Source organism: Erwinia sp. MMLR14_017, assembly GCF_033657285.1.
In the GTDB taxonomy this organism is placed as follows: Bacteria; Pseudomonadota; Gammaproteobacteria; order Enterobacterales; family Enterobacteriaceae; genus Erwinia.
Genome location: NZ_JAWVWP010000005.1, coordinates 1 through 23,046, shown reverse-complemented (window position 1 = coordinate 23,046; position 23,046 = coordinate 1). Strand labels below are relative to the sequence as shown.

The 23,046-nt window shown below is 54.0% G+C and carries 16 protein-coding genes and 1 pseudogene; 8 read left to right on the top strand and 9 right to left on the bottom strand.

The window, feature by feature from the left end:
• Nucleotides 1-105: 105 nt before the first annotated feature.
• Together SD961_RS09815 and SD961_RS09810 are read right to left on the bottom strand one after the other, a co-directional pair.
• The gene (locus tag SD961_RS09815; RefSeq protein ID WP_318790186.1) at nucleotides 106-3,267 is read right to left on the bottom strand and encodes an efflux RND transporter permease subunit; all 3,162 of its coding nucleotides are present in this window, start codon (nucleotides 3,265-3,267) and stop codon (nucleotides 106-108) included.
• Nucleotides 3,268-3,287: 20 nt separating this feature from the next.
• Entirely contained in the window at nucleotides 3,288-4,451 is a 1,164-nt protein-coding gene (locus SD961_RS09810) for an efflux RND transporter periplasmic adaptor subunit (RefSeq protein WP_318790185.1), read from the bottom strand.
• Nucleotides 4,452-4,803: 352 nt separating this feature from the next.
• Here SD961_RS09810 and SD961_RS09805 point away from each other — a divergent pair, with 352 nt between their 5' ends.
• The 6 genes from SD961_RS09805 (at nucleotide 4,804) to SD961_RS09780 (ending at nucleotide 9,392) form a co-directional block, all read left to right on the top strand.
• Nucleotides 4,804-5,148: a helix-turn-helix domain-containing protein gene (locus tag SD961_RS09805; RefSeq protein ID WP_318790184.1), complete on the top strand. Its 345-nt coding sequence runs from the start codon at nucleotides 4,804-4,806 to the stop codon at nucleotides 5,146-5,148.
• Nucleotides 5,149-5,278: 130 nt separating this feature from the next.
• Nucleotides 5,279-6,298 (top strand): AI-2E family transporter, encoded by a 1,020-nt coding sequence (locus SD961_RS09800; RefSeq protein ID WP_318790183.1) that lies wholly within the window; start codon nucleotides 5,279-5,281, stop codon nucleotides 6,296-6,298.
• A gap of 322 nt (nucleotides 6,299-6,620) precedes the next feature.
• Nucleotides 6,621-7,574 carry an AEC family transporter gene (locus tag SD961_RS09795; protein ID WP_318790182.1) on the top strand — a complete coding sequence of 318 codons (954 nt, stop codon included), beginning with the start codon at nucleotides 6,621-6,623 and terminating at the stop codon, nucleotides 7,572-7,574.
• Nucleotides 7,575-7,714: 140 nt separating this feature from the next.
• On the top strand, nucleotides 7,715-8,635 hold the full coding sequence (locus SD961_RS09790) for a sugar ABC transporter substrate-binding protein (protein ID WP_318790181.1): 921 nt from the start codon (nucleotides 7,715-7,717) through the stop codon (nucleotides 8,633-8,635).
• A 33-nt stretch (nucleotides 8,636-8,668) separates the two neighbouring features.
• Nucleotides 8,669-9,121 carry a ribonuclease domain-containing protein gene (locus SD961_RS09785; protein ID WP_318790180.1) on the top strand — a complete coding sequence of 151 codons (453 nt, stop codon included), beginning with the start codon at nucleotides 8,669-8,671 and terminating at the stop codon, nucleotides 9,119-9,121.
• Between the two features lies 1 nt (nucleotide 9,122).
• Complete coding sequence (locus SD961_RS09780) at nucleotides 9,123-9,392, top strand: barstar family protein (RefSeq protein WP_318790179.1); 270 nt, start codon at nucleotides 9,123-9,125, stop codon at nucleotides 9,390-9,392.
• A gap of 12 nt (nucleotides 9,393-9,404) precedes the next feature.
• On the opposite strand, the pseudogene SD961_RS09775 reads toward SD961_RS09780, so the two are convergent.
• The 6 genes and pseudogenes from SD961_RS09775 to SD961_RS09750 all read right to left on the bottom strand — a co-directional run.
• A pseudogene (locus tag SD961_RS09775) lies at nucleotides 9,405-9,827 on the bottom strand (VOC family protein); the annotation flags it as partial.
• Complete coding sequence (locus tag SD961_RS09770) at nucleotides 9,824-10,966, bottom strand: amidohydrolase (protein WP_318790178.1); 1,143 nt, start codon at nucleotides 10,964-10,966, stop codon at nucleotides 9,824-9,826. The gene SD961_RS09770 and the pseudogene SD961_RS09775, both read right to left, overlap by 4 nt.
• A gap of 333 nt (nucleotides 10,967-11,299) precedes the next feature.
• Nucleotides 11,300-12,247: an aliphatic sulfonate ABC transporter substrate-binding protein gene (locus tag SD961_RS09765; RefSeq protein ID WP_318790177.1), complete on the bottom strand. Its 948-nt coding sequence runs from the start codon at nucleotides 12,245-12,247 to the stop codon at nucleotides 11,300-11,302.
• Nucleotides 12,248-12,508: 261 nt separating this feature from the next.
• On the bottom strand, nucleotides 12,509-14,902 hold the full coding sequence (locus tag SD961_RS09760) for a virulence factor SrfC family protein (RefSeq protein ID WP_318790176.1): 2,394 nt from the start codon (nucleotides 14,900-14,902) through the stop codon (nucleotides 12,509-12,511).
• Nucleotides 14,899-17,883, bottom strand: coding sequence for a virulence factor SrfB (locus tag SD961_RS09755; RefSeq protein ID WP_318790484.1), 2,985 nt, complete (start codon nucleotides 17,881-17,883; stop codon nucleotides 14,899-14,901). Before SD961_RS09755 ends, SD961_RS09760 begins: the two co-directional genes overlap by 4 nt.
• A 2-nt stretch (nucleotides 17,884-17,885) precedes the next feature.
• Nucleotides 17,886-19,325, bottom strand: coding sequence for an SrfA family protein (locus tag SD961_RS09750; RefSeq protein WP_318790175.1), 1,440 nt, complete (start codon nucleotides 19,323-19,325; stop codon nucleotides 17,886-17,888).
• A 579-nt stretch (nucleotides 19,326-19,904) separates the two neighbouring features.
• Here SD961_RS09750 and SD961_RS09745 point away from each other — a divergent pair.
• Nucleotides 19,905-21,224 (top strand): PAS domain-containing methyl-accepting chemotaxis protein, encoded by a 1,320-nt coding sequence (locus SD961_RS09745; protein ID WP_318790174.1) that lies wholly within the window; start codon nucleotides 19,905-19,907, stop codon nucleotides 21,222-21,224.
• A 222-nt stretch (nucleotides 21,225-21,446) separates the two neighbouring features.
• Entirely contained in the window at nucleotides 21,447-22,463 is a 1,017-nt protein-coding gene (gene ahr, locus SD961_RS09740; protein WP_318790173.1) for an NADPH-dependent aldehyde reductase Ahr, read from the top strand.
• A gap of 270 nt (nucleotides 22,464-22,733) precedes the next feature.
• On the opposite strand, the gene SD961_RS09735 is transcribed toward ahr, so the two are convergent.
• A partial coding sequence (locus SD961_RS09735) for a DUF2931 family protein (RefSeq protein WP_318790172.1) occupies nucleotides 22,734-23,046 on the bottom strand: 313 nt, incomplete at its 5' end.

The following is a 23,046-nucleotide window of genomic DNA, read 5'->3' as shown; positions in this document are numbered from 1 at the left end:
GATTTGGAATCGGGATTGCGAACAAAAAAATGGGAAGCAAATCGCTTCCCATTTTTTGTCTTTCTCCAGCCTTAACGCGCTAGTTAACTTCAGAGTCTTTTACTTTCAGCCTTCGAAAGCGGGTTCGCTCTCTACCACAGGCTCCTCTTTTTTCACCAGTTTACGCAGGGCAACATAGAAGACCGGGGTCAGGAACAGCCCGAACAGCGTCACGCCCAACATCCCGGCAAATACGGTGATCCCGGTCACGGTGCGAACTTCAGCCCCTGCGCCGTGACCCACCATCAGCGGAACAGTTCCGGCGATAAAGGCGATAGAGGTCATGACGATCGGACGCAGACGCAGGCGGCAGGATTCCAGCGCAGCCTGCACAATGGTGCGGCCCTGCATCTCCAGCTCGCGGGCAAATTCCACAATCAGAATGGCGTTCTTACAGGCCAGTCCCATCAGCACCACCAGTCCAACCTGCACAAACACGTTGTTATCGCCACCGGTCAGCCATACGCCAAACAGCGCAGAGAGCATGGTCATCGGCACAATCAGGATCACCGCCAGTGGCAGCGTCCAGCTTTCATAAAGCGCTGCGAGTACCAGGAACGCCAGCAGTACGGCCACCGGGAAGACGATGATCGCCGCGTTGCCCTGAGTTGACTGTTGATAGCTCAGGTCAGTCCACTGGATATTCATGCCGTTTGGCAGGATCTGGTCAGCAATGCCTTGCACCGCCTGCATCGCTTCAGCAGAGGAAAGCAGGCGCGGATCGGCATCGCCAATCAGGTCAGCTGCCGGGAAACCGTTGTAGCGGATCACCGGGTCCGGTCCATAAGTGGTGCCGATATGCACCATGCTGCCAATGGGTACCATCTCCCCGGCCGCATTACGGGTACGCAAATTGGCGATATCTTCAATGCTGTCACGGAACTGACCGTCAGCCTGCGCATAGACTTTCCAGGTACGGCCAAAGCGGTTGAAGTCGTTGACGTACGACGAGCCAAGATAGGTTTGTAAAGTGCCAAACAGATCGGTTAACGCCACGCCCTGCGCCTTAGCTTTATCACGATCCACCTGCGCGTCCAGCTGCGGCACGTTAGCCTGATAGGTCGAGATAGGGAAGTGTAAGCCCGGCGTTTGCATAATGGTGCCCGCCATCGCATTGGCAGCTTCCTGTAATGCGCCATATCCCAGACCAGCGCGATCCTGAATATAGAGTGAATAGCCTGCGCCCTGGCCCAGCCCTAAAATCGGCGGCGGCATAATTGAGAAAGTGAACCCTTCCTGAATCGTCGCCAGTTTAGCGTTGATCTCGGCATTAATTTCCGCCGCAGAACGTGTACGCTGGTCCAGCGGTTTGAGCGCGAAGAACACCGTGCCGGTATTTGGCGTATTGGTGAACTGCAACGCGTTCAGCCCTGGGAAAGCCACCGCATCCGCCACGCCTTCGGTATGCAACGCAATATCGCTCATCTGCCGGATCACTCTATCGGTGCGCTCCAGCGACGACCCTTCCGGCATCTTCACGCCACCGATCAGGTAGAGTTTGTCCTGGGTAGGAATAAACCCGGCGGGAACGGCTTTAAACATCACACCTGCGCCAATCAACAACAGAACATAGACGCCAAACACCGCACCGCGACGCTTAAGGATGCGCGAGACGCCGCCCTGATAGCGTTCGGAATTTTTGTTAAAGAACCGGTTAAACGGACGGAACAGCCAGCCAAACAGGGAGTCGATAATGCGTGTAGGACGATCTTTTGGCGCGCCGTGCGACTTCAACAGTAACGCCGCCAGCGCAGGCGAGAGCGTCAGCGAGTTAATTGCCGAAATTACGGTGGAAATAGCGATGGTGACGGCAAACTGCTTGTAGAACTGACCGGTTACCCCAGAGAGGAAGGCCATCGGCACAAATACCGCACAAAGCACCAGCGCGATAGCGATAATCGGACCTGATACCTCGCGCATCGCCTGATGCGCTGCAGCGCGCGGTTCCAGCCCCTCTTCGATATTGCGTTCGACGTTTTCCACCACCACGATCGCATCATCCACCACGATACCAATCGCCAGCACCAGTCCGAACAGGCTTAACGTGTTAAGCGAAAAGCCCAGCAGGTAGAGCACGGAGAAGGTCCCCACTACCGACACGGGAACCGCCAGCAGTGGGATCACGGAAGCACGCCAGGTTTGCAGGAACAGGATCACCACCAGCACCACCAGCAGGATCGCTTCCAGCAGCGTATGCAGCACGGAACTTATCGAATCACGCACAAAAATGGTTGGGTCGTAGGGTGCCTTCCACTCCACGCCATCGGGGAAGCGGGTCGCCAGCTCGGCCATTTTCGCCCGGACAGCATTGGAGAGGTCGATAGCGTTCGCGCCAGGTGCCTGGAAGATACCAATCCCTACCGCATCTTTGTTATTCAACTGGGAACGCAGCGCATAGCTTCCCGAACCCATCTCAATACGCGCCACGTCGCGCAACCGGACAATTTGTCCATCTTCGCCATTTTTAAGGATAATATTGCCAAATTCATCTTCACTGGTCAGGCGGCCCTGAGCATTGATCGACAGCAGGAAATCACTCTTGTTGGGCATAGGTTCTGCGCCCAGCTGTCCGGCAGAAACCTGAACGTTTTGCTCCTGAATGGCGGTTACCACATCGCCTGCCGTCATACCGCGCGCGGCCACTTTGGTCGGATCCAGCCAGATACGCATCGCGTACTCACCGGCACCAAAAATCTGCACCTGACCCACACCCGGCAGACGCGCCAGCTCATCCTTCACTTTCAGCTGCGCATAGTTTCGCAGGTAGAGCGAATCATAACGGCCTGAAGGAGAGTCCAGATGCACAACCAGCGTCATGGTTGGAGACTGCTTCTGCGTGGTGACGCCCTGACGACGGACATCCTCCGGCAGACGAGCTTCGGCCTGAGCAACGCGGTTTTGCACCTGAACCTGCGCCTGATCCGGATCGGTACCCGGACGGAAGGTGACGGTGGTCACCAGCACGCCGTCTGAACCTGCAATCGATTTCATGTACATCATGTTCTCGACGCCGTTAATGGCTTCTTCCAGCGGCGTTGCCACGGTTTCTGCGATGACCTTCGGGTTAGCGCCGGGGTATTCTGCCCGCACCTGCACGCTCGGCGGTACCACGTCCGGGTATTCACTGATTGGCAGCAACGGAATAGCAATCAGCCCGGAGACAAAGATCAGAATCGACAGCACGGCCGCAAATATCGGTCGGTCGATGAAAAATCTGGAAAAATCCATATCAGTTTCCGCAGCTTAAATTAAAGGGAGGCTGGTGCCATCGGCACCGTTTTGGCATTTACCGGCATCCCCGGCATAAACACTTTCTGAACGCCATCCACAATCACCCGATCGCCAGAGTGCAACCCTTGCTGGACGATACGCAGGCCGTTGGCTATCTGACCAGGCTGGATATCACGACGCTGCGCTTTGTTCTGGGCATCAATCACCCAAACATACTTACGGTCCTGATCGGTGAGCACCGCTTTGTCATTCACCAGCACGGCAGGGAAGTCAGCACGGCCAGGCAGCTGAACACGGGCAAACAAGCCGGGGGTATAGAGACGCTGGCTGTTATCCAGTAACGCGCGCATCCTGATGGTTCCGGTGCTGGCGGTCAGCTGGTTGTCGGTAAAGTCGACTTTGCCTTCATGCGGGTAGCCCTGTTCACCTACAAGACCAATTTTCACCGGCAAGGCATGATGGCTGTTCGCCGCACTCTCGCCCTGACGGCTCATTTGCTGATAACGCAGGAAGGTGGCTTCATCAACGTCGAAGTAAACGTAAACGGTATTCAGGGAAACCAGCGTGGTAAGGACACTGCTGCTGTCACCGGCGGTCACCAGATTGCCGGAGGTGATCATCGCCCGACTGGCGCGGCCATCAATAGGCGCGGTCACGCGGGTAAAATCCAGGTTTAGCCGCGCCATATCAACAGCAGCCTGTGCTGAGAGCACGCTGGCCTGTGCCTGGGTAGAGGCGGAACGCCGCTGTTCCCAGACCTCACGGGAAATGGCCTGGCTGCCAATCAGTTTCTCCGTCCTGCCCGATTCGCTACGCGCCAGCTGAGCCTGAGTACGCGCGCTGGCGAGATCGGCCTGCGCCCGTTCAAGCTCTGCCCGGTAAGTTCTGTCATCAATGGAGAACAGCACGTCGCCTTTTTTAACTTCCTGGCCTTCGGTGTAATTCACTTTATCGATATAACCGGTTACGCGGGGCCGGAGCTGAACGCTCTGCACCGCCTCAATCCGCCCGTTGAAGTTATCCCACTGGCTGACCGTTTGTTGCTGAACCTCTGCCACGCTCACCTGTGGGGCAGGTGGCGCGCTCTGTTCGGCCCCTTTGGAATCACATCCCATCAGCCAGAAAGCGGAGAGGAGCGGAAGCGCTATTGTGCGCAGGCGCATAGCGGTGAATGATCTCATGATGGTTAATCCCTGTTACAGATGCTGGACGACGTGAAAGTGCACGGCATAATGCATAAAATGCAACTATGTTAATTGCATTAAACAGGTTGGATTGTAAGAAGAGGGTCAATAAAGTGCAAGTATAATTGTTGCCTTTAGCATTTTTTTGTCAGTGAACGTAGCAAAATGTGAATAAAGGCGGAGAGGGCAGCGACAAGAGTGCCAGCGAACCGCATTTAATGCAACAATAAAACTTGCATTAATGGGGCGGGTGCTTTAGCGTATATGCATTCATTAAAGTTACCTTTTACCCTGCTGCGGGCAAGAGGTCAAGTCAGGCTAATAACAAAAAGCGCCAAAGGGGAAAGTAATGAGCCATGATGATTTTATTAACGATCTGGTAAAGTGGATCGATACTCACATTGAAGGGAAGATGGATTTGGATACCGTAGCTGACCGGGCTGGTTACTCCAAATGGCATCTGCAACGTATGTTTAAGCAGCATACTGGCTATGCTTTGGGTGAGTATATTCGTGCGCGCCGTCTGAAAAAATCCGCCGAACGCCTGGCGAACGGGGGCGAGCCGATCCTGGATGTCGCTATCTCTTTTGGATTTGACTCACAGCAGTCCTTTAATCGCAGCTTTAAACGCCAGTTCGGACAATCTCCGGGCGCATGGCGTCGTCAGGTTCAGGTCAGCGCCTGCGCACAATAGCCGGATCTTCTCTTCAATAGCGGGCGTTTAGCCCGCTGTGAATCTCAGCCTCTCTTCGTTTAATCCGCAAAACTCCGCCAACCCATTGTATACTGTCTGAATTGCGCTAACGTTTAAGACAGGAATTGTCATGCCGATGTGGAACCTGAACAAGCAGGGTATATGTGAAGCCGCCAGCTATCTGCTAGTTTTTGGTGCGCTGTTTCTGATTTTCCCCCTGCGTCTGCTGCCCTGTTTTCTGGCTGGGTTCATTGTTTATGAAACTATCCTGGCATTAACGCCGTGGGTAGAGCGTCTGGTCAAAGGGCCGCTGGCTCGCTGGATCATCATTTTTTTTCTGACGGTTATCATCCTGCTGGCGCTGGTGGGTGGCATCACCAAGCTGATTGGCTTCCTGCTGCATGATTTTCAAAATCCGGCAGCCTTTCACGCCGCGGCAAGTAAACTTCTGGAAGACGCGCAGCGTACTCTCTCGCCCGTTGTCAGCCACTATCTGCCTGCGGATATTGATGAGCTTCAGCATCAGGTAGTGACCTGGCTGCGGGAACATCTGGTAGTGGTACAAACCTTTGGACGGACAGCGGCGCACACCTTCGCCACAATGCTGATCGGCATGCTTTTAGGTGCCATTATCTCGCTGCGTATCAGTAGCCTGAATACGCTGGATGCCCCGTTGAAACATGCGCTATTGGAGAGGCTGACGGTGCTGGCCGCCTCCTTCCATAATGTGGTATTTGCGCAAATTAAAGTTTCGCTGGTTAATACTCTTCTCACCTGCGGCTTCCTTTTTGGCGTGTTACCGCTGTTTGGGCTGCATTTCCCTTTTGCAAAAACCGTGGTGGTCCTCACCTTTGTCGCCGGCCTGCTGCCGATCATTGGCAATTTGATCTCTAATACGGTCATTGTGCTGATTGGCCTCTCCATCTCTCTGGAAGCGGCAGTGATATCGCTGGTGTTTTTAATCCTGGTACACAAACTTGAGTATTTTATCAACGCGCAGATCTTTGGCACGCGTATCAACGCCAAGACCTGGGAAATCCTGCTGGCGATGCTGGTATTTGAGTCTGCTTTTGGGCTGGCAGGCGTGGTTGCCGCGCCGGTTTATTACGCTTATCTGAAAAGTGAACTGCGTCTTGCCAGACTGATTTAGAAGAAGCGGGACTGTGACAGTCCCGCCTTATTTTGCTTGAGCGGCCCGTAAGATCCCCACTTTAAAGCTCTGTAATGCCCATGCCAGAACCTGTTATGAAAGAGCGACAACGGCTACTGGCCCCGTTGTCACAACCCTCTACCGTTGCCGCAGAGTCGCAGGCGGAAAATCTACTGCAAAGCGTTACCGTCTTCAGGCTTGCGCCGCAAACATGAGAAACAGCCGCGTTCACCCGGCTTTTCTTCCCCTTAATCTCTTCAAGGCTTTACGTTGAATCACATCGATCTTATGGTAGAGAAAACGACTGAGGAATAAGTCTTACATGCCTGCGCTTTTGGATACCTTGTTTCACCAAATCCTGCTCTCCATGCCGCTTTTTATTCTTATCGCCCTGGGCTGGCTGCTGGTTCGCTGGCGTAAATGGCCAGAGAGCATCAGCGAAGCGCTAAACCGCGTGGTCTTTAAGATTGCGTTGCCGGCGATGCTGTTCAGGTTGATGAGCGATTTCAGCAAAAGCCCGCCAGTGGATGCCCGCCTGTTGATCGCTTTTTTTGGAGGCTGTTTGATCGTCTTTCTTCTTGGACGCATTATTGCGGCGCGCGTTTTTCGGCTCGATGGGATATCGGGTTCGGTATTTGCACTTGGCGGGATTTTCTCTAACAACGTGATGCTGGGCCTGCCGATTGCTACCGTAATGTTGGGAGAAAAAGCGATCCCCTCTGTAGCGCTGGTGCTGGTCTTTAACGGCCTGATTCTGTGGACGCTCGCTACGGTCTCGGTGGAGTGGTTCAGACATGGTTCGCTCAGCCTGACAGGCTTTGGCAAAACTGCCATTAGCGTACTGAAAAATCCGCTGATTATCGCTATCCTCTCTGGCACATTATTCAGCCTGACGGGGCTTTCGTTGCCGCAGATGGTCGATCAGCCCATTAGTATGCTGGGCAAAATTGCCGTACCGCTGGCGCTGGTGGCGCTGGGCATGAGCCTTGCCGCTTATAAAATAAAGGAGGGCCTGAAAGAGAGCTATGCAATCTGCCTGTTAAAGCTGATTGTACAACCGCTGGTGATCTGGGGGCTGGCCTGGCTGATTGGGCTGCCGCCGCTGGAGAGCAAAGTCGTGGTGCTTTTAGGTTCGATGTCGGTGGGGATCAACGTTTATCTGATGTCTCAACAATTTAATGCCTTAACCGGTCCGGCAGCCACCAGCATGCTGCTTTCGACAATTTTCTCTGCTGTCACTACCCCTTTACTGCTGATGTTGATGGATATCGCCTGAGAGGAAATGTGAGCCGCCCAGCGGAACGGAAACGCGATGCTTGCGATAAAACTGTTTATTTCATTATCTTCTTCTATCGGTAATTCCGTTTCGTTTTGAGTGCGAAACGGCGCAGGCCGATCACCCTCTGGAGATTGATAATGAAAACCTGCAAAACTTTACTGTTGTTAATGACCCTCAGCTGTTCTGCCTCTTCGCTGGCAGAAACTATCGGCGTCTCGATGGCTTATTTCGATCAAAACTTTCTGACGATTATTCGTCACTCTATCGACAAAGAGGCCAAAGCCAGAGGGCTAACCGTGCAGTTTGAAGATGCCCGTGGTGATGTAGGCAAACAGACCGATCAGGTGCAAAGTTTTATCAGCGCGGGCGTGGATGCGATCATTGTTGATCCGGTTAACTCGGCAGGCACGCCTGCCATCACCAAACTGGTTACCGCAGCCAAAATACCGCTGGTTTACGTCAACCGCACGCCCGGTGACATCAAGTTACCTTCAGGCGTGGTTTTTGTCGGCTCAGATGAAAAGCAGTCCGGCACATTGCAAATGGAAGAGCTGGCACGTCTGGCAAACTATCAGGGCAAAGTGGCGGTGATGATAGGTAATCTGACCGACGCCGGGGCTATCCAGCGTACCAAAGATGTCGAGCAGGTTGTCGCCAAATACCCCAAAATGAGCGTGGTGCAGAAGCAGACGGCCAACTACTCCCGCAGTGAAGGGATGGATCTGATGCTGAACTGGCTGACCAACGGCGAGGAGATCGATATCGTCGCGGCCAATAACGATGAAATGGCAATCGGCGCGATAATGGGACTGCAGCAGGCGGGCAAAAAAGAGAGCAAAATCCTGATTGGCGGCATAGATGCCACGCCAGATGGCCTTAAAGCGATGTCGACAGGCAAAATGCAGGTTACCGTATTCCAGGATGCTATCGGGCAGGGCAAAGCTTCGGTAGAGGTGGCGCAGCGGATGATTAAAGGCGAGAAGCTGGAACCCTATTACTGGATCCCCTTTGAGTTAGTGACGCCGGCGACATTACAGAAATACGCAGAGAAGAAATAGACGTTAAATATTCTGCCGGGGTAAACTCGGCGCATGAATAAAAAATTAATTGTAGCGGCCATTCTGGCGCTGGTTGCCACCTTTGCCGGTTTGCGCCATCCCATCCATCAGCCTGCTCAGCAGCGGGCTTCTCAGAGCGCTTCAGCAACCGATATCGCCACGCTCACGCAGCAGCAGCGCGTGGCGGATTACCTCCATCAGCATCAGCGCCTGCCTGCTTATTACCTGACTAAAAATGCGGCGAGAAAGCTGGGCTGGGAGCCGGCCCAGGGCAATCTTTGCCAGACGTTGCCGGGCCGGGCGATAGGGGGTGACCGTTTCTCTAACCGTGAAAAAGTTCTGCCGGAAAAGGCGGGGCGTCGCTGGTTTGAGGCGGATGTTAACTATGACTGCGGGCGGCGGGGCAGCGACCGTATGCTCTATTCCAGCGACGGGATGATTTACGTGACCCGAGATCATTATCGTCACGTTGAACAGGTGTACTGAGATGAACAGCATCAGTTTCGACTTTGACAATATTGCCGACGTAACGGAATTTTACCGCCAGTTTTGCCATAAGTTCGCCATCGGCATGGAGTTTGGCAATAATCTGGACGCGTTATGGGACGCGCTGACCGGCATGATTAATCTGCCGGTGCGCGTCACGCTTCGCCATCTTGACATGCATGCCGATCCGCACCAATTTGACAGCGTGGTAGCCGTAATGCGGGAAGCAGAAGAGGCTACGGCAGGAAAATTCAGCCTGCATAGCCGCTAACGTTATTGATGGAAGCGCCGGGCGGATCCTGACGGTACGAAACTGCGCTTCACTCACCGTGCCATCGGGTAGGGTTACCGGCCGGTTGAACGATGCTGGCTGGTCACTCTCTAAATCCTGTCGTACCAGGTGATTATATTCCCGGTCGGCATCCTCCGTTTTCCAGACCAGTCCGCTGAGACCAGGTGATGCCTGCCAGAGATCGGCACGGCTGTTTTTTTTGTCCTTTTCATAGCCAAGCAGCTCAAGATAATTTTCACCAAACACCGCCAGGTGATTGCCCGAACCCAGGGAATGATGCCCACGTTCAGTCAGTTGGAAGCCGAGCCTGCGGTAAAGTGCGCTGGCGGCATCTAACTGGTCAGCAACGTTAATCACAACATGATTGAGTACGGTTTTGGGGTAGGGACAAGCATAATAAAATTCCTTTCTTATTTTTTAGCCGCGACCCGCTCTAAGGCGCGTGGGACCAGCCGGGTAAAATAGTTGATGGCAGAAGGGATAATCTCTTCATCAGGATCAAAGCCAGGATGATGCAGCCCAAATTCACTCGCGCTGCCGATACTGACAAATACGCCCGGCACATGGTGCAGATAGAAGGCGAAATCCTCGCCGCCCATTTGCGGCGTAACGGCGGGTTCAGCCTGATAACCTGCCAGGCTCGCCTGCTCAAGCGCAAATTCAGCCCACTCGGGTGTGTTAACTAAAGCGGGTGGCCCTTCAGTCCATTCCAGCGCTGCCTTAGCGCCGTACCCACCAGCGATACCGTTAATCAACGCCGCAATTTTTTGTGGAATTTGTGCCCGGATTTCAGCGTTATGCGTCCGCACGGTGCCTTCAAGCTCCACGCTCTGCGGCAGTACGTTCCAGGTATTTCCGGCGGTGAAGCGGGTTACGCTGACTACAACGGACTCCAGCGAGCTGAAGATCCGGCTCGGCAGCGTTTGCAGCGCCGTGACGATCTGGCTGGCAATCACAATGGAATCGATCCCTTCATGGGGTCTGGCCGCGTGAGCGCCTTTGCCCGTCACACGAATGACAAAACGATCGACGTTTGCATAGAACGGGCCAGCGCGCGTGGTGAATCTGTTCAGCGGCAGGTCTGGTGCGTTGTGCATACCGAAAATTGCCTGCACGCCATTCAGTACGCCAGCATCAATCAGCTGTTGCGCACCGTTGAAGGTCTCTTCGGCCGGTTGAAACAGGATGCGAACCCGGCCTTTCAGCTCAGCTTCAGACTTTTTAAGCTGATAAGCCACGCCAAGCATTACGGAAGTATGAATATCATGTCCGCAGGCGTGCATGACGCCCGGATTATTCGACCGCCACGAATGGCTGACCGCTTCATCAATGGGCAGCGCATCAATATCGGCCCTCAGGGCAATCAGCGGCTCTCCCTGACCAATTTCAGCAACTACCCCGGTTTTTAATCCGAATGACAAAAGGCGGATATTGCCCTGCGTCAGCCACCGGCTTATACGTTCAGTTGTAGCGAACTCATGATTCGAGAGTTCCGGGAATTGATGCAGTTCGCGGCGCCATTGCACCAGTTGGCTGGAGGATAATGAAGTCATAATTACCTTGCATATTAATGGGTAAAAAGGTTTGCCAGGAGAAAGGGGAAAGCATGATCGATTCTTAAACGTCACTATTTACAGAGAGATGACGTTAAATATCGGGCTTTTACAGGGGGAAGGTGAACCAAGGAAATCAGCTAAGGTTAATCAGCGGCTGAATAAAGAGTCGCGTTTCACTGGTGGGGGCAAAACGATGCAGGTGCCAGGGACTCATGTGACGAACGAAGAACCCAGTGGCTGCCGCCCTGCATCGAATGCTGAAGCTTCTGCGTGCGATAGGGTGGCGTAATAAAGGGCAACCTTGTGATTACCCTTTATCTTGTCTTCCTGCTACTTCTTATCCAGCGACCAGGTAGCACTGCTGACGTTCACCTTAACGGGCAGTAAGCCAATCTGCGTAAACTTATCCGCCAGCGCCTGCTGTTCCTTAAATACTTCCGGCGTCATGCGTTCTGCACCAAACGGCATTCTGGCAACAGCTCGCTGCCAGATTGGCTGTGGCAACCCGGTGGAAACCGAGAGTATTCTTGCGGCTTCATCCGGATTTTTGTTTGCCCAGGCACTCAGAGCTCCCAGCTTATCTACCACCTCTTTTGCCGTCTGCGGATAAGTATCAGCAAATTTACGGCTCGCCAGATAGAAGGTGTAATGCGGCACCAGACCTTCGGCATTTTTTAATAGCCGCGCTTTAGCGTTGGTTTCCACCTCTGCGTAGTAGGGGTCCCAGATAACCCAGGCATCCACCGCGCCACGCTGGAAGGCTGCGCGCGCATCGGCTGGCGGCAGATAGATCGCCTTAACGTCTTTATAACTCAGCCCGGCATTTTCCAGCGCGCTGACCAGCAGGTAGTTAACGTCCGAACCTTTATTCAGCGCCACGCGTTTGCCTTTTAAATCGGCAACGGTTTTGATCGCCGAATTTTCCGGCACCAGAATAGCTTCGGTTTTTGGGTTGGCTGGCGAATGGGCCAGATAGACCAGATCGGCCTGCGCCGCCTGAGCAAAAGCAGGCGGGGCATCGCCAGTAGCGGCCAGATCGATACTGCCCACGTTCAGCCCTTCCAGCATCTGTGGCCCGGCAGGGAACTCAACCCATTTCACGGCAATACCCTGTTTTTTGAAATCACTGTCCAGCGTGCCGCGGTATTTCAGCAGCGCAAAAATATTCGCTTTCTGAAAGCCGATGGTGACTGTTTTCGGGGCGGTCTCAGCCAGTGCGTTAAAGGCAGACGCGCTAAGTGCAGCGGCAATCAGGCCGCTAAGCAAAATCTTTTTCATTGTTTTCCCGGAGAGTTATTTCTGTTTCAGCAACATAACAAACAGCGCCTAAACGGCTTAATGAATATAAGTGCTTTAGTTAGCTGAAAAGTGCATCTCTGTGGGACTCAGTGTCAGACTTTAATTGCGCGGGGCAGGGTAGCCACGAGGCGGGTTGCGTCATTAAGGTTCAGGAAAAGATAACGGCGGGAAGGGCACCGGCATTAACCGGTGTCCCTTCAGTCCGTAAGTTCAGAGGGAGAAATAAGCCGCAGAAATAAACTAGCGGCCAATCTGCTTCAGAATTGCCGCCAGCTCTTCGCGATGCCCGGCATCGATTTCACGTGCTGCGGAGTATCCCGCATTTTGCAAAATCATTTCATTCAGTCCAACCAGCCAGTCATAGATATAGTAGGCGGCGTGATTATTAGGCTTAAGCGCCAGTTTGGTCAGGCGCTGACCCGGACCCAGGCTGGCCGTTTGCGTTTCCGGCTTGGCGAAAATCTTCTGCCCGCGATTAATCTTGCTCTCCGGACGCTGCGCTTCCGGCAGATGCTGAAAGCCGAGCCAGGCGACGAAATCGCCCATCACGCTGAGCGCGCGTGAAACCTGGCGATCGGCCATCATTTCAACCGGTGTGCCCGGCGCTTCGTGGTCGGTAAGCATTTTTACCAGCGCCGCTTCAATATCCAGGCGAATACTGGCCGTCACCAGCTCTTCGGTCAACATTTCCAGCGTAGGTTTAGTGATGCCCAGCAGCTCCAGCAGCGCCCCCTGATCGGGAAGCTGACGCAGAGTATTGATCCAGTGGCGGTAAACCTGCTGGGCAAATTCCGCTTCCGGCTCTTCAGATGCGGCGTGCGTTTCGGTGTTGATCAAACCCTGTACCGGCTCATCACTGAGCAGGTCAATACTCATGCCGATGCCAAAAGGGTCCTCTTCACTGAGGGCATACTCTTCAACCAGCGGACGCTCGCCAGGATTCTGACGCTGCAGGAAGAGATGGCGCAACGTTTCGCGCGAGGGCAGCAGCCTTTCCAGCAGTTCACCGTGCACGCCTGTGCGAGCCTGAAGCGATTTCAGCAGCGTTTCCGCTATACGCAAACGGGCCTGCGGCTCTTCTTTTTCAGACGCCAGATACCAGCGGCCTAACAGATTTTCGCGCAGCTCACGGCGGATCTCATCACTCTGCTCCTGCAAGCGTTCTACCTTCGCTTCACGACGAATTTCTGTCATCAGCCAGCCAGCCATACGCTTAACGCCTTTCTCATCCATCGCCAGCATTGAGCCCCAGGCATCGCCAGGGTTGCCAACATAGCGTTGAACGGCGGCATCAAAATTTTGCCCGTGCGTGATGCGCTGATCGAATGGCGTCAGCGCCCAAATCAGGCCCGGTTTACGTCGGCTGCGGATCTGGCTATTTTCACCCTGGGTCTGCTTCACCCAGTTGTCCAGCACGCGGCCTACGGTACGGGTTTCTGAGCGATGCCCTACGGCGCTGCACACCATCAACAGATTCACATCCTGATGTTCCGCCGCGCGGGTTAACAGGAACGCGCGCTTGGCGGCCATAAAGGCCAGCGCCAGCGCATGATGCTCGTCATCTGGCAGTACGGAAGGCGTTTCAAAGCCGGGGTAATCCAGCAGATCAACCTGTTCAAACAGGCTTTCACGCGGGGCGCTATAGAGCGGCATCAGCACCTCACGTCCCATCAGCGCCAGTTCGGCTAAAGCCAGGTTGACCGGCTGAAGGTTACGACCGCCATGCTGCGGCACAACCTGAATAACCCGATCTGAGGAGGCGTTAAAGTAGCGCAGCCCGTGAGTGTTAAGCACGCTAAGGGAGGGATCGTCCACCACGGAGAGCGGAGCCAGCACGCGAGGTACACCCGATACATGGTGAAGAACGTGCGCCAGCTGGCGGTAGAGCGCGGTCAGCTCAGGATCTTCACCCCAGAGCAGCGAGAACAACCGCGCACGGTCGTCCACGCCCAGCATCGGAGCCAGCTCAATAGCCAGCGGCCAGAAATGCGTCTCCAGCGCCTTGCTGACGCAAAGCTGAGAGGTCGTCAGGCGATCCCAGAGGGCAACCACATCGCCAGCTTTCATGCCATCAATCGCTTCAGACTGGCGATACATGGAAACTGTCTTCAGGCGCTCAGAGATCTGCTGTTCATCCAGCATAACGGTCCGACCCTCTGTCCGGCGAACCCAGACGTCAGCCAGGATCGCCACCAGCTCCTCTTCACTTAACAACGCCATCTGCACGGGCCATTCGTTATCGACGCGGATCTGTTGACCGCTGTAACGGGTGACCATGGTGCAGGTCTGCTGTTGCGGGTTAAGCTGGCTGTACTCCAGATTAGCGCTGCCCAGCGCAATCTCCATTCTGCCTTTATCGCTGGCTGCCAGCGCAGTTATCAGATAGGACTTTCCCGCCTGAGAGAGTCCAAAGAAGCCGATGGCGCACTCTTTACCTGCGGCTTCCAGCAGATTGCTCGCCTTATTCCGCTGGCGCTGTAGCCGGACGCTGAGGCGATCGGCCTCCATATCCAGACGCGGCGCATTCTCGCGGGCGCTCTCCAGCCAGGCAAGGGAGTTAACGATGGTTTTGTTCAGCGTCTCGAGTTTTTTGCCGAACGTGCCCGACAACTGTTTAGGCGTCAACGGTTTCATTTCTTGTATACGCTCCCACTGTCAATCCAGTAATGGGTTAATCCCGATCCGTTGCTGGCCAGGGTGTTGAGCTTGAGGCGCAGATGCTCCAGCGGCACCTGGCTGCCATCATCCAGTGTGGCATCGGCAATTTCAAATCTTTCCGGGCCAAACTCACCAGCTTGTCTGGCTACAGCCAATTTGATTTTAAGAACTTTATCTCCCGCCACGCTGCGCGCCAGCTGAGGATCGGCAATTTGCAACGTGTAGAGCGGTGAGGCTGGCCAGCGGTCGTTATCGAGTTGACGGAAGCCCAGCGTCAGCGCGCCACGCACCTGGAAACGGGCCCGGGCATCCAGGGTGAACTTCTCTTCATCAAGGTCGATATCGCTGTACCAGACGTTATCGCTGCTCAGCGCGCCGTTGCTGTCCAGCATCCCCAGATAACGAATGGTGGAGTAAGGCTGGAAATCTCCCGCTTTGAACCAGAAATTCGCCAGGCGCAGATCCAGAGAGAGCAGGCAAAGCATCGCGCCGACGGCCGCGGTAGATTTCGGGTTCTCAATCCGTCCCTGTTTGTTAAACGGATACCAGTCGTTAGTGTGATAGCCATCAAGCGAAAGAATACGGCTCACCGGCAGCGGTTGCAGATGGCGGAACAGCGCCTGCACGCCGGGGAAGCGTGAGGGACGCCCGGTCAGCAGCAGCACGTCACAGTCATACACCGCCACCACTTCAGACATGGAGCGCAGGCTCTGGGTGATGTTCATGCGTGGCGAAAGGAATTCAGCGTGCAGCTTGCTCAATTTCACAATCAGCGGGACGCGCAGAATATCAAACTCTTCCGCATCGCCTGGCAGCTCCCGTTGGATCTCCCGGTTGATGTAATCCAGCAATTTTTTCGTTGGCGGCAGGGCCAGCAGCTCCTCAAAGCGGGCGTCCACTTCCGCGTTCAGCTCCAGCGGGTCGAACTGCTCATAGGCTTCCAGAATCGCCTGACCAACCGGGATAAAGATTTGCAGGGTCACCTGCTGACGCAGGGTCGAGTGTCCGTCAATGCGGCCTTCATGACCGAACAGACGGGTCATGACTCCTTCAGGATTGACCATGCCAGCCTGCTTAAACGCCGCCTGCAAGGCAGGCAGAACGTACAGCTGGATCACATCCAGCAGAATATCGTCACCGGCCAGCTTGAACCCTTCACGGAACAGCAGCCGCGGCATGATTTTAACGTTATTGCCTACGCCGTCGTCGAGGCGATATTGCGTGATCGCCAGGTCAGTGGTTCCGCCGCCGATATCAATAGAGGCAATGCGCAGCGTTTTACCTGGCAGCTCATCGGCAGCCCGTGCCCGATCCGGCCTCGCCATGCTGACAAAGAAAGCTTCCGCACGGCCACCAAAATTGACCTGGGTTTCATTGTAGAGATAGACCATCTGTCCGCAGGTCGCTTCGTCCCACTCCATCTGCACTTCCGGCACTGGCACCAGACTTTTTGCCTTATCTTTAGCGCTGGTGAAGTCCTCATCAGCTGGATGCCAGCTCATCGCTTTCCACACCAGGGCAATGGCTTCTTGCATTCTGCGGCGGAAGATCTCCCGCTCTGGCTTTGGCATAGCGGAAGGCAGCGTCAGAATGATATTGCGTAGCTGGCGAGGCGCGCTGCTGTGCAACATTTTCTGGCGTTGTACCGCGCTGTTCATCTGCATCAGCGCCTGGGCCAGTAGCTCAGAGAGCATAAAGCTCATCACCGAACTGCGGCTGTAGTGTGGGGAAAACACCGGCAAACGTTCGTCCAGCGGCTGGTTATAGAGCGGCTGACCTTCATCGTTGACCAGATTGGTCATCGGTGCGGCTGTCGCCAGCGGCTCCTGTGCGGCATTGCCCGGCGTGCGGCTGAAGCGCCAGCCCGGCGTATAACCCTCTTCATCCCAGAGGTAGCGACGCGGGCTGGAGATGCCTGTTGCGCCTTCGGTGCCCAAACGTTGTAATGCCAGATGGCTTGCTTCGCGGCCCACGCGGGTAATTGAAGGCCAGATGAAGGCATCATCACGGCCGCTCTCCACCGAGAAGTTTTGCTTGCCAAATGTAGCCTGAGCAAACTCCACGCGGCTTTCAAACAGTTCGTTAAACAGCTGATGAGGTTCGCTCAGGTTGCGAAGATGCAGTTCATAGGTGTGCTTCAGGCCATGATGATCGTCAACGTGATCTTCCACCATGATGCCGCAGGTGTGCGAGTTACCCACGTCCAGAATCAGATCTACCGGAATGGCGGGGGCCGAGAGCGTGGCGGCACTGATCTTCAGTTCCGGCAAAGCGAGCTGGTGGCCGAGCATATGCAGAATATTCAGGTAGTGTGCCTGATACTCAAATTCGCGCAGCGCGGTGCGGATGTTTACCTGCGGGCGCTGTTCAACATGAGTAGCCTGCTGGCTGAAGACTTCACGCAGCCAGCCATCAATCCAGGTATGGTCAAGAAATTCACCCAGCTCGTTGCTGCGGTGCGCCAGCGCAAAGCTGACGCCGTTCTTCACGTCGCTCTCATTCAGCGCCAGTGACTCGTCTTCACCTTCGGCCCAGACGCGCGTTTCGAAAGCCAGACAAACACGGTGGGAATTGCCGTTCTGATCAGGCTTATCCAGTTTGATAATCTGTACACGCGCCCAGTTATCCGGCCCACCAATAAAGGTGCGAGGCGGATTGAAGCGGAAAAAGGGCAGCGGCAGCCAGATGCCGTTAAGCAGATCAAGCGACTGCCCGAGCGGGAAACTGAATTCCGGCTTTACCACTTCAGGCGTGCTGCCAGCATTGACGGGCAGCAGATATTTGCCGTTCTGTTCGTTGAAATTCAGCCGCAGAAGAGGGCCGTTAGCGGTCTGACGAACAAATTTTCCCGGCAGGCTGTCGTCCAGTTCTGGCGTCAGCGCAAAGTCGAGGAACTGAATGCCACTGTTCTGAATCAGCGTCATATTAGGTTTAAAGTCAGCTATGGTCGCCAGCATCATTATTTACTCTCACGCTTCATCGTCATCGGTAACACCGTATTGGCATCGTACTGGCCACTACACTCTGCAGCGCCGGTGGCGCCTTGCTTACACACCAGTTCAGGCATCTGATAGCGGGAGCCATCGCTGCATTTCGCTTTGGTGCGGCTGTTGATCACCAGGTTGCCTGAACTCATCAGGCCCGCATAGACCTCCACACGGCAGCTGATGCCGTCGCCTTGGGTAATTTTGGCAATGCCTTTGCCATTTTTAAGCTGGTAACGCAGGCTCGGCGGCTTGCCGGTAATCGGGTTTTTACCCCCGACAATGACGCGCCAGTTGCCATTCAGGAATTTGGTTGACCCCAGCTTGACGGCATCGGCTGGCATCACCAGATCTTCTTTGGTTACCGGAGCAGGTGCGGGTGCAGGCTCTTCTGGTATGGGTTCTGCGACAGCAGGCACAGCTTCCGTTTGTGGTGGACTAACGCTGGCTGTGGCAACAGGTAATGTGGCATCACTTTTCTGCGCTGTGGCAACCGGTTCCGCTGGCTTAACTTCAGCAACCGGAGCGGGAGCTTTTACCGCAGGCGCAGCCGTTTTGGCAGGTTCTGGCGCTGCTACTTTCTCTTCAGGTCTGTTTTGCGCCATCGGTTTTTCTGGCTGTGAAACGCAGCCTTTGAGCTGAATACCAAAAGCGATCAGCAGCGCCGCTGCAGGCAGCATCCAGCCATAGCGAATCAGCTTATTTTTTGCTGCAGGCGAGGGTGCCGCAGCTGGTGTTTCAGGCGCTGGCGGGGCCGCTTCTGCAGCCGGCTCCGGTGCGGCCACAGCTTGAGCTTCAACAACGAGCGGCGCATCCGCTTCCGGCAACGTCGCGGCGTTAACCGGAGCCGGAACAATAACCGGTGCGGCTGGAGAGAGAGCAGGAACAACCGGGGCGGCCAGCTTTGATAAATTCAGCGGCGGCTCATCTTCTTCCGTGGCTCGCAGGCAATCCAGCGCGTCCTGGCGGGACTTTTTATCCAGCGAGACAAAGCCCCAGAAGGTCAGGACGGGTTTGCCACCTACCAGATAGACAAAGTTTTGATCGGGAAATTGCAGGGCTTTGGCAAGCAGGGCGCCAAACAGCTTCTGGCTGGTTTTCTCTGACTGTTGCGCCTTCTGGCACATATCCGCCACGGCCTGCTGACAGGCAATAAGCTGGTTTAACGCGTGGCTGCGGGCGCTGTCGCTGGCTGCAGCCCACGAGGTAACTTTACCCGTAACGGGGGAATACCAGTCGAGCCGGTCGCCCGCATCATTGGGCTGAGGGATCGCCAGGCAGTCGGCAATTTGCTGCTGCTTTCTCAGGCGAAGGGTTTCGCGCAGTTGCAGAGCCGAGAGATAAACGGGCTGACCGTTCTCGCCAAGAGGCAGAACCGCGTCCAAACTTCCGCTGCGTAAGAATGATTTTGCCACGCAAAAAAGACCTTTTAGTCAGAGTTCAGAAGTGGAAAGTAAATAATTCTCCAGATTGGCCGATACTTTAGCGCAATTTGACTTAAAGCAAAGGCGGAAATAAGGGGGTAAAGAGGCGATTACTTTGGCAATGAGTTTGCAGAAAGTCAGGGATAACGGTCGTGAGTAATTGTTAAAGCTGGAAAAAATGCTCATTGGAACTGCGGGCAAGAGAATGCCCATCGTCATGAACCGCTGAAGAGAACCCAGAAAGTCGGAGGAAAGTAAACGTCTGTCTGAAAGCTTCGCTCAAGCTCAGGTAATCGCTGCACGATACCGGAAATGCCTTAGCTGATCCAAATAACAAAAGTAGGTAAAAAATGGGTAATTTCACACTACTGCGTGGGGCCTCGTTGATTTTATTAGAGGTTATTCGCTGAGCAACCTGTAACCAGGAGAAGTCGAAGGGATCAAACGGATCTCCTTTTTTTTAAAGCATTTTTTTACAAAGTTGCTTTTTAAGTACAGCTTAATTTTTGCTGCAAAATGCCGATAGTGTATTTGTGACGAATACCATAAATATGACAAAAAGGTTACAACATGATCGGTACCATTAAATCCGGGGTTTTATCTCGTGTTTTTTATCATCACTCCCGTCAGTCGCAGGCTACGCTCAATTCGTTAAATGAAGCGATAGCCATGATTGAATTCAGCGCTGACGGCATAATATCAGGCGCTAATACGCTGTTCCTTGAAAAAATGGGTTATGAGTTGGCTGAAATTATTGGTCAGCACCACAGCCTCTTCTGTCCGCCTTCCTTAGTCAGCTCGGCAGAGTACAGCCATTTCTGGCAACGTCTGCGCCGTGGCGAAAGCTTCAGCAATAAATTCCTGCGCCTGGCAAAAAACAGCCGCCCTATCTGGCTGGAGGCTAACTATGTGCCGGTGCAGGACCGCAACGGCAGGGTGGTGAAAATTGTTAAGCTGGCGTCAGATATCACTGACCGTATCCTGGATGCTCAGGAGCAGCGCGCGATGACTAATGCGATTAACCGCTCGATGGCGGTGATTGCCTTTAACCTTAGCGGGCAGGTTCTTCGCGCTAATGATAACTTCCTGAAAACAATGGGCTACCAGGCAGCCGAAATTATTGGCCAACACCACAGCAGGTTCTGCTCGCCTGAACTGGCCGCCAGCAGAGAATACAGTGAATTCTGGAAGAAGCTCCGCCACGGCGATTTCGTTTCCGGTCAGTTTCCGCGCGTCGATAAACAGGGCAAAACCATCTGGTTACGCGCCACCTATAACCCCGTATTTGATGAGAATAAACAGCTATATGAGGTGGTAAAATTCGCCACTGATGTCACTGCACAAGTGCAGAAAGGTCAGCTGGAGCGGGAAGCGGCGGAGCAGGCTTTCCAGGCCGCGCTGGAGACCAGCGATAACACCCGAATTGGCGTCCGCGTTATTGAAAACAGCGTCAGGAAAATGAATGAAATAGCGGGCGAGCTGCGCAAAGTCTCGGATGATATTAATGGATTAAGCTCGCAGTCTGCCCAGATAGGCATAATTGTGGAGACGATACGCTCCATCGCCAGCCAGACTAATCTGCTGGCGCTTAATGCGGCGGTAGAAGCGGCTCGTGCGGGAACGCATGGCCGAAGTTTTGCCGTGGTTGCTAATGAAGTACGTAGCCTTGCCGCCCATATCCATTCTGCCAGCCAGGAAATTACCGGCGTGGTGGAGCGCAATCATGAACTGGCCGCTACCGCGCAAAAAAATATCACGGCGAACCTGGTGCGGGCTGACGAAGGGGTACATCTGGTAAGGGAAGCCGGAGATGTCATTGTGAACATTCAGGCTAATTCGACGCAAGTTGTTGAAGCGATTGGTCACGTTCAGCAAAATCTTACCAGTTAGCGCGGCAGTCGCCAACGAAACAGGGCGCAGTGGATGTGACGTTGTCACGAAGGTGCGTTTTCTGCTACGTCTTCTTGTCACGTTGAAGTAAAATATGGGCGTTAAAACAGCAATATTTACATGCAGATACAAAGCAGATCTCTCCTCCGCCTCGTTTCGCTTCATGGCAGAGTGGCAGGCTTTGCTAAACTCTCTCAGGTAAATTTTGCAACGAGGTGAAGAGTGAAAATTAAAAGCTACGCAGCGATGAAAGCGGGTCAGGCCCTGGAACTGTATGAGTACGAAGCAGGTGAGCTGAGCACGGAAGAAGTGGAAGTTGAAGTTGAATACTGCGGTGTCTGCCATTCTGACCTGTCGATGATCGATAACGAATGGGGCATCTCCAGCTACCCAACTATCGCTGGCCATGAGGTTATTGGCCGTGTTTCTGCGCTTGGTGACGCTGCCCAGTCTAAGGGCCTGAAAGTAGGCCAGCGCGTCGGTATTGGCTGGACCGCCAAAAGCTGCCAGCACTGCGATGCCTGCATCAATGGCGAACAGGTAAACTGTCACCAGGGCTCCACGCCGACCATTCTCAACAACGGTGGCTTTGCAGAGAAACTGCGTGCTGACTGGCAATGGGTGATCCCACTGCCGGAAAACCTTGATGTTGCCAGTGCCGGGCCACTGCTGTGCGGCGGTATTACCGTATTCAAACCTCTGCTGATGAGCAATATTACGGCAATGAGTCGCGTCGGCGTTATCGGTATCGGCGGCCTGGGCCACATTGCTATCAAAATCTTGCGAGCTATGGGCGCGGAAGTGGTGGCGTTCAGCTCAACGCCAAACAAAAAGCAGTCGATCCTGGATATGGGTGCCGATGAAGTGGTTAACAGCCGTGATGCTGAAGCGTTAAAAGCGCAGGCAGGGCGGTTTGATTTGATTATCAGCACCGTTGCCGTGGATCTCGACTGGAAACCTTACTTTGATGCACTGGCTCCTCATGGCAAATTCCATACCGTGGGCGCAGTACTGAAGCCTATTGAGGTCAATGCATTCGACCTGATTCTGGGTGACAAAGCGGTGACTGGTTCTTCTACCGGTTCTCCGGGTCAGCTGCGTTCACTGCTGAAACTTGCTTCCAGGGCCAATATTGCCCCGCAGGTGGAGTTCTTCCCGATGTCGAAAATTAATGAAGCGCTGGACCATGTCCGTGCTGGCAAGGCGAATTTCCGCGTAGTATTAAAAGCCGATTTCTAATCCGGCTAGCTGCTCTGGCGCATTTGCGCCGGAGCTGTTTTCTGATGGCATCTCTTATCCTTCTGTTTATAAAAGATTTCAAATCGCCAGCTTATGCTTATTAAAACCGCATAAAGATTACCTTTACCCTCCGCCCCTTCCGTTACACTGTAACATTTTGCAGCGAAATAGCGGCCTGTTTGGGGCCAGTTTAAATTTTGAAAATTACTGTACGTTAGGCCATCAAGCTCCAAAGGATCACGGCAAGTTCCTTAGGGTTTCAGAGGTAGGTTACCAACTACCGTAAGGGTATTTTTTCCCTTTGATGAAATCTTTTATATCTTTGTCATATCCATAAGAAAAATCGCTCTTGGTTACCCCTTTGCATATATCTAATTTATTCCCTGATAAGGTTTTCAGGACTGACGGGGTGACGCGGTAATTAGGCTCAGTGCCACTTCCCTGTAACCAGACGGCCACTTTTCCCTCCGGCGCCAGACCGATTTGTAATCTGTCGTAATACGCTTTCCCCCCCCGGTAATCTCTGTACTCACTTGCTCTGCGCATCTTTTCCACTACGGCTGCTGATAAAGTGAGATGCGTT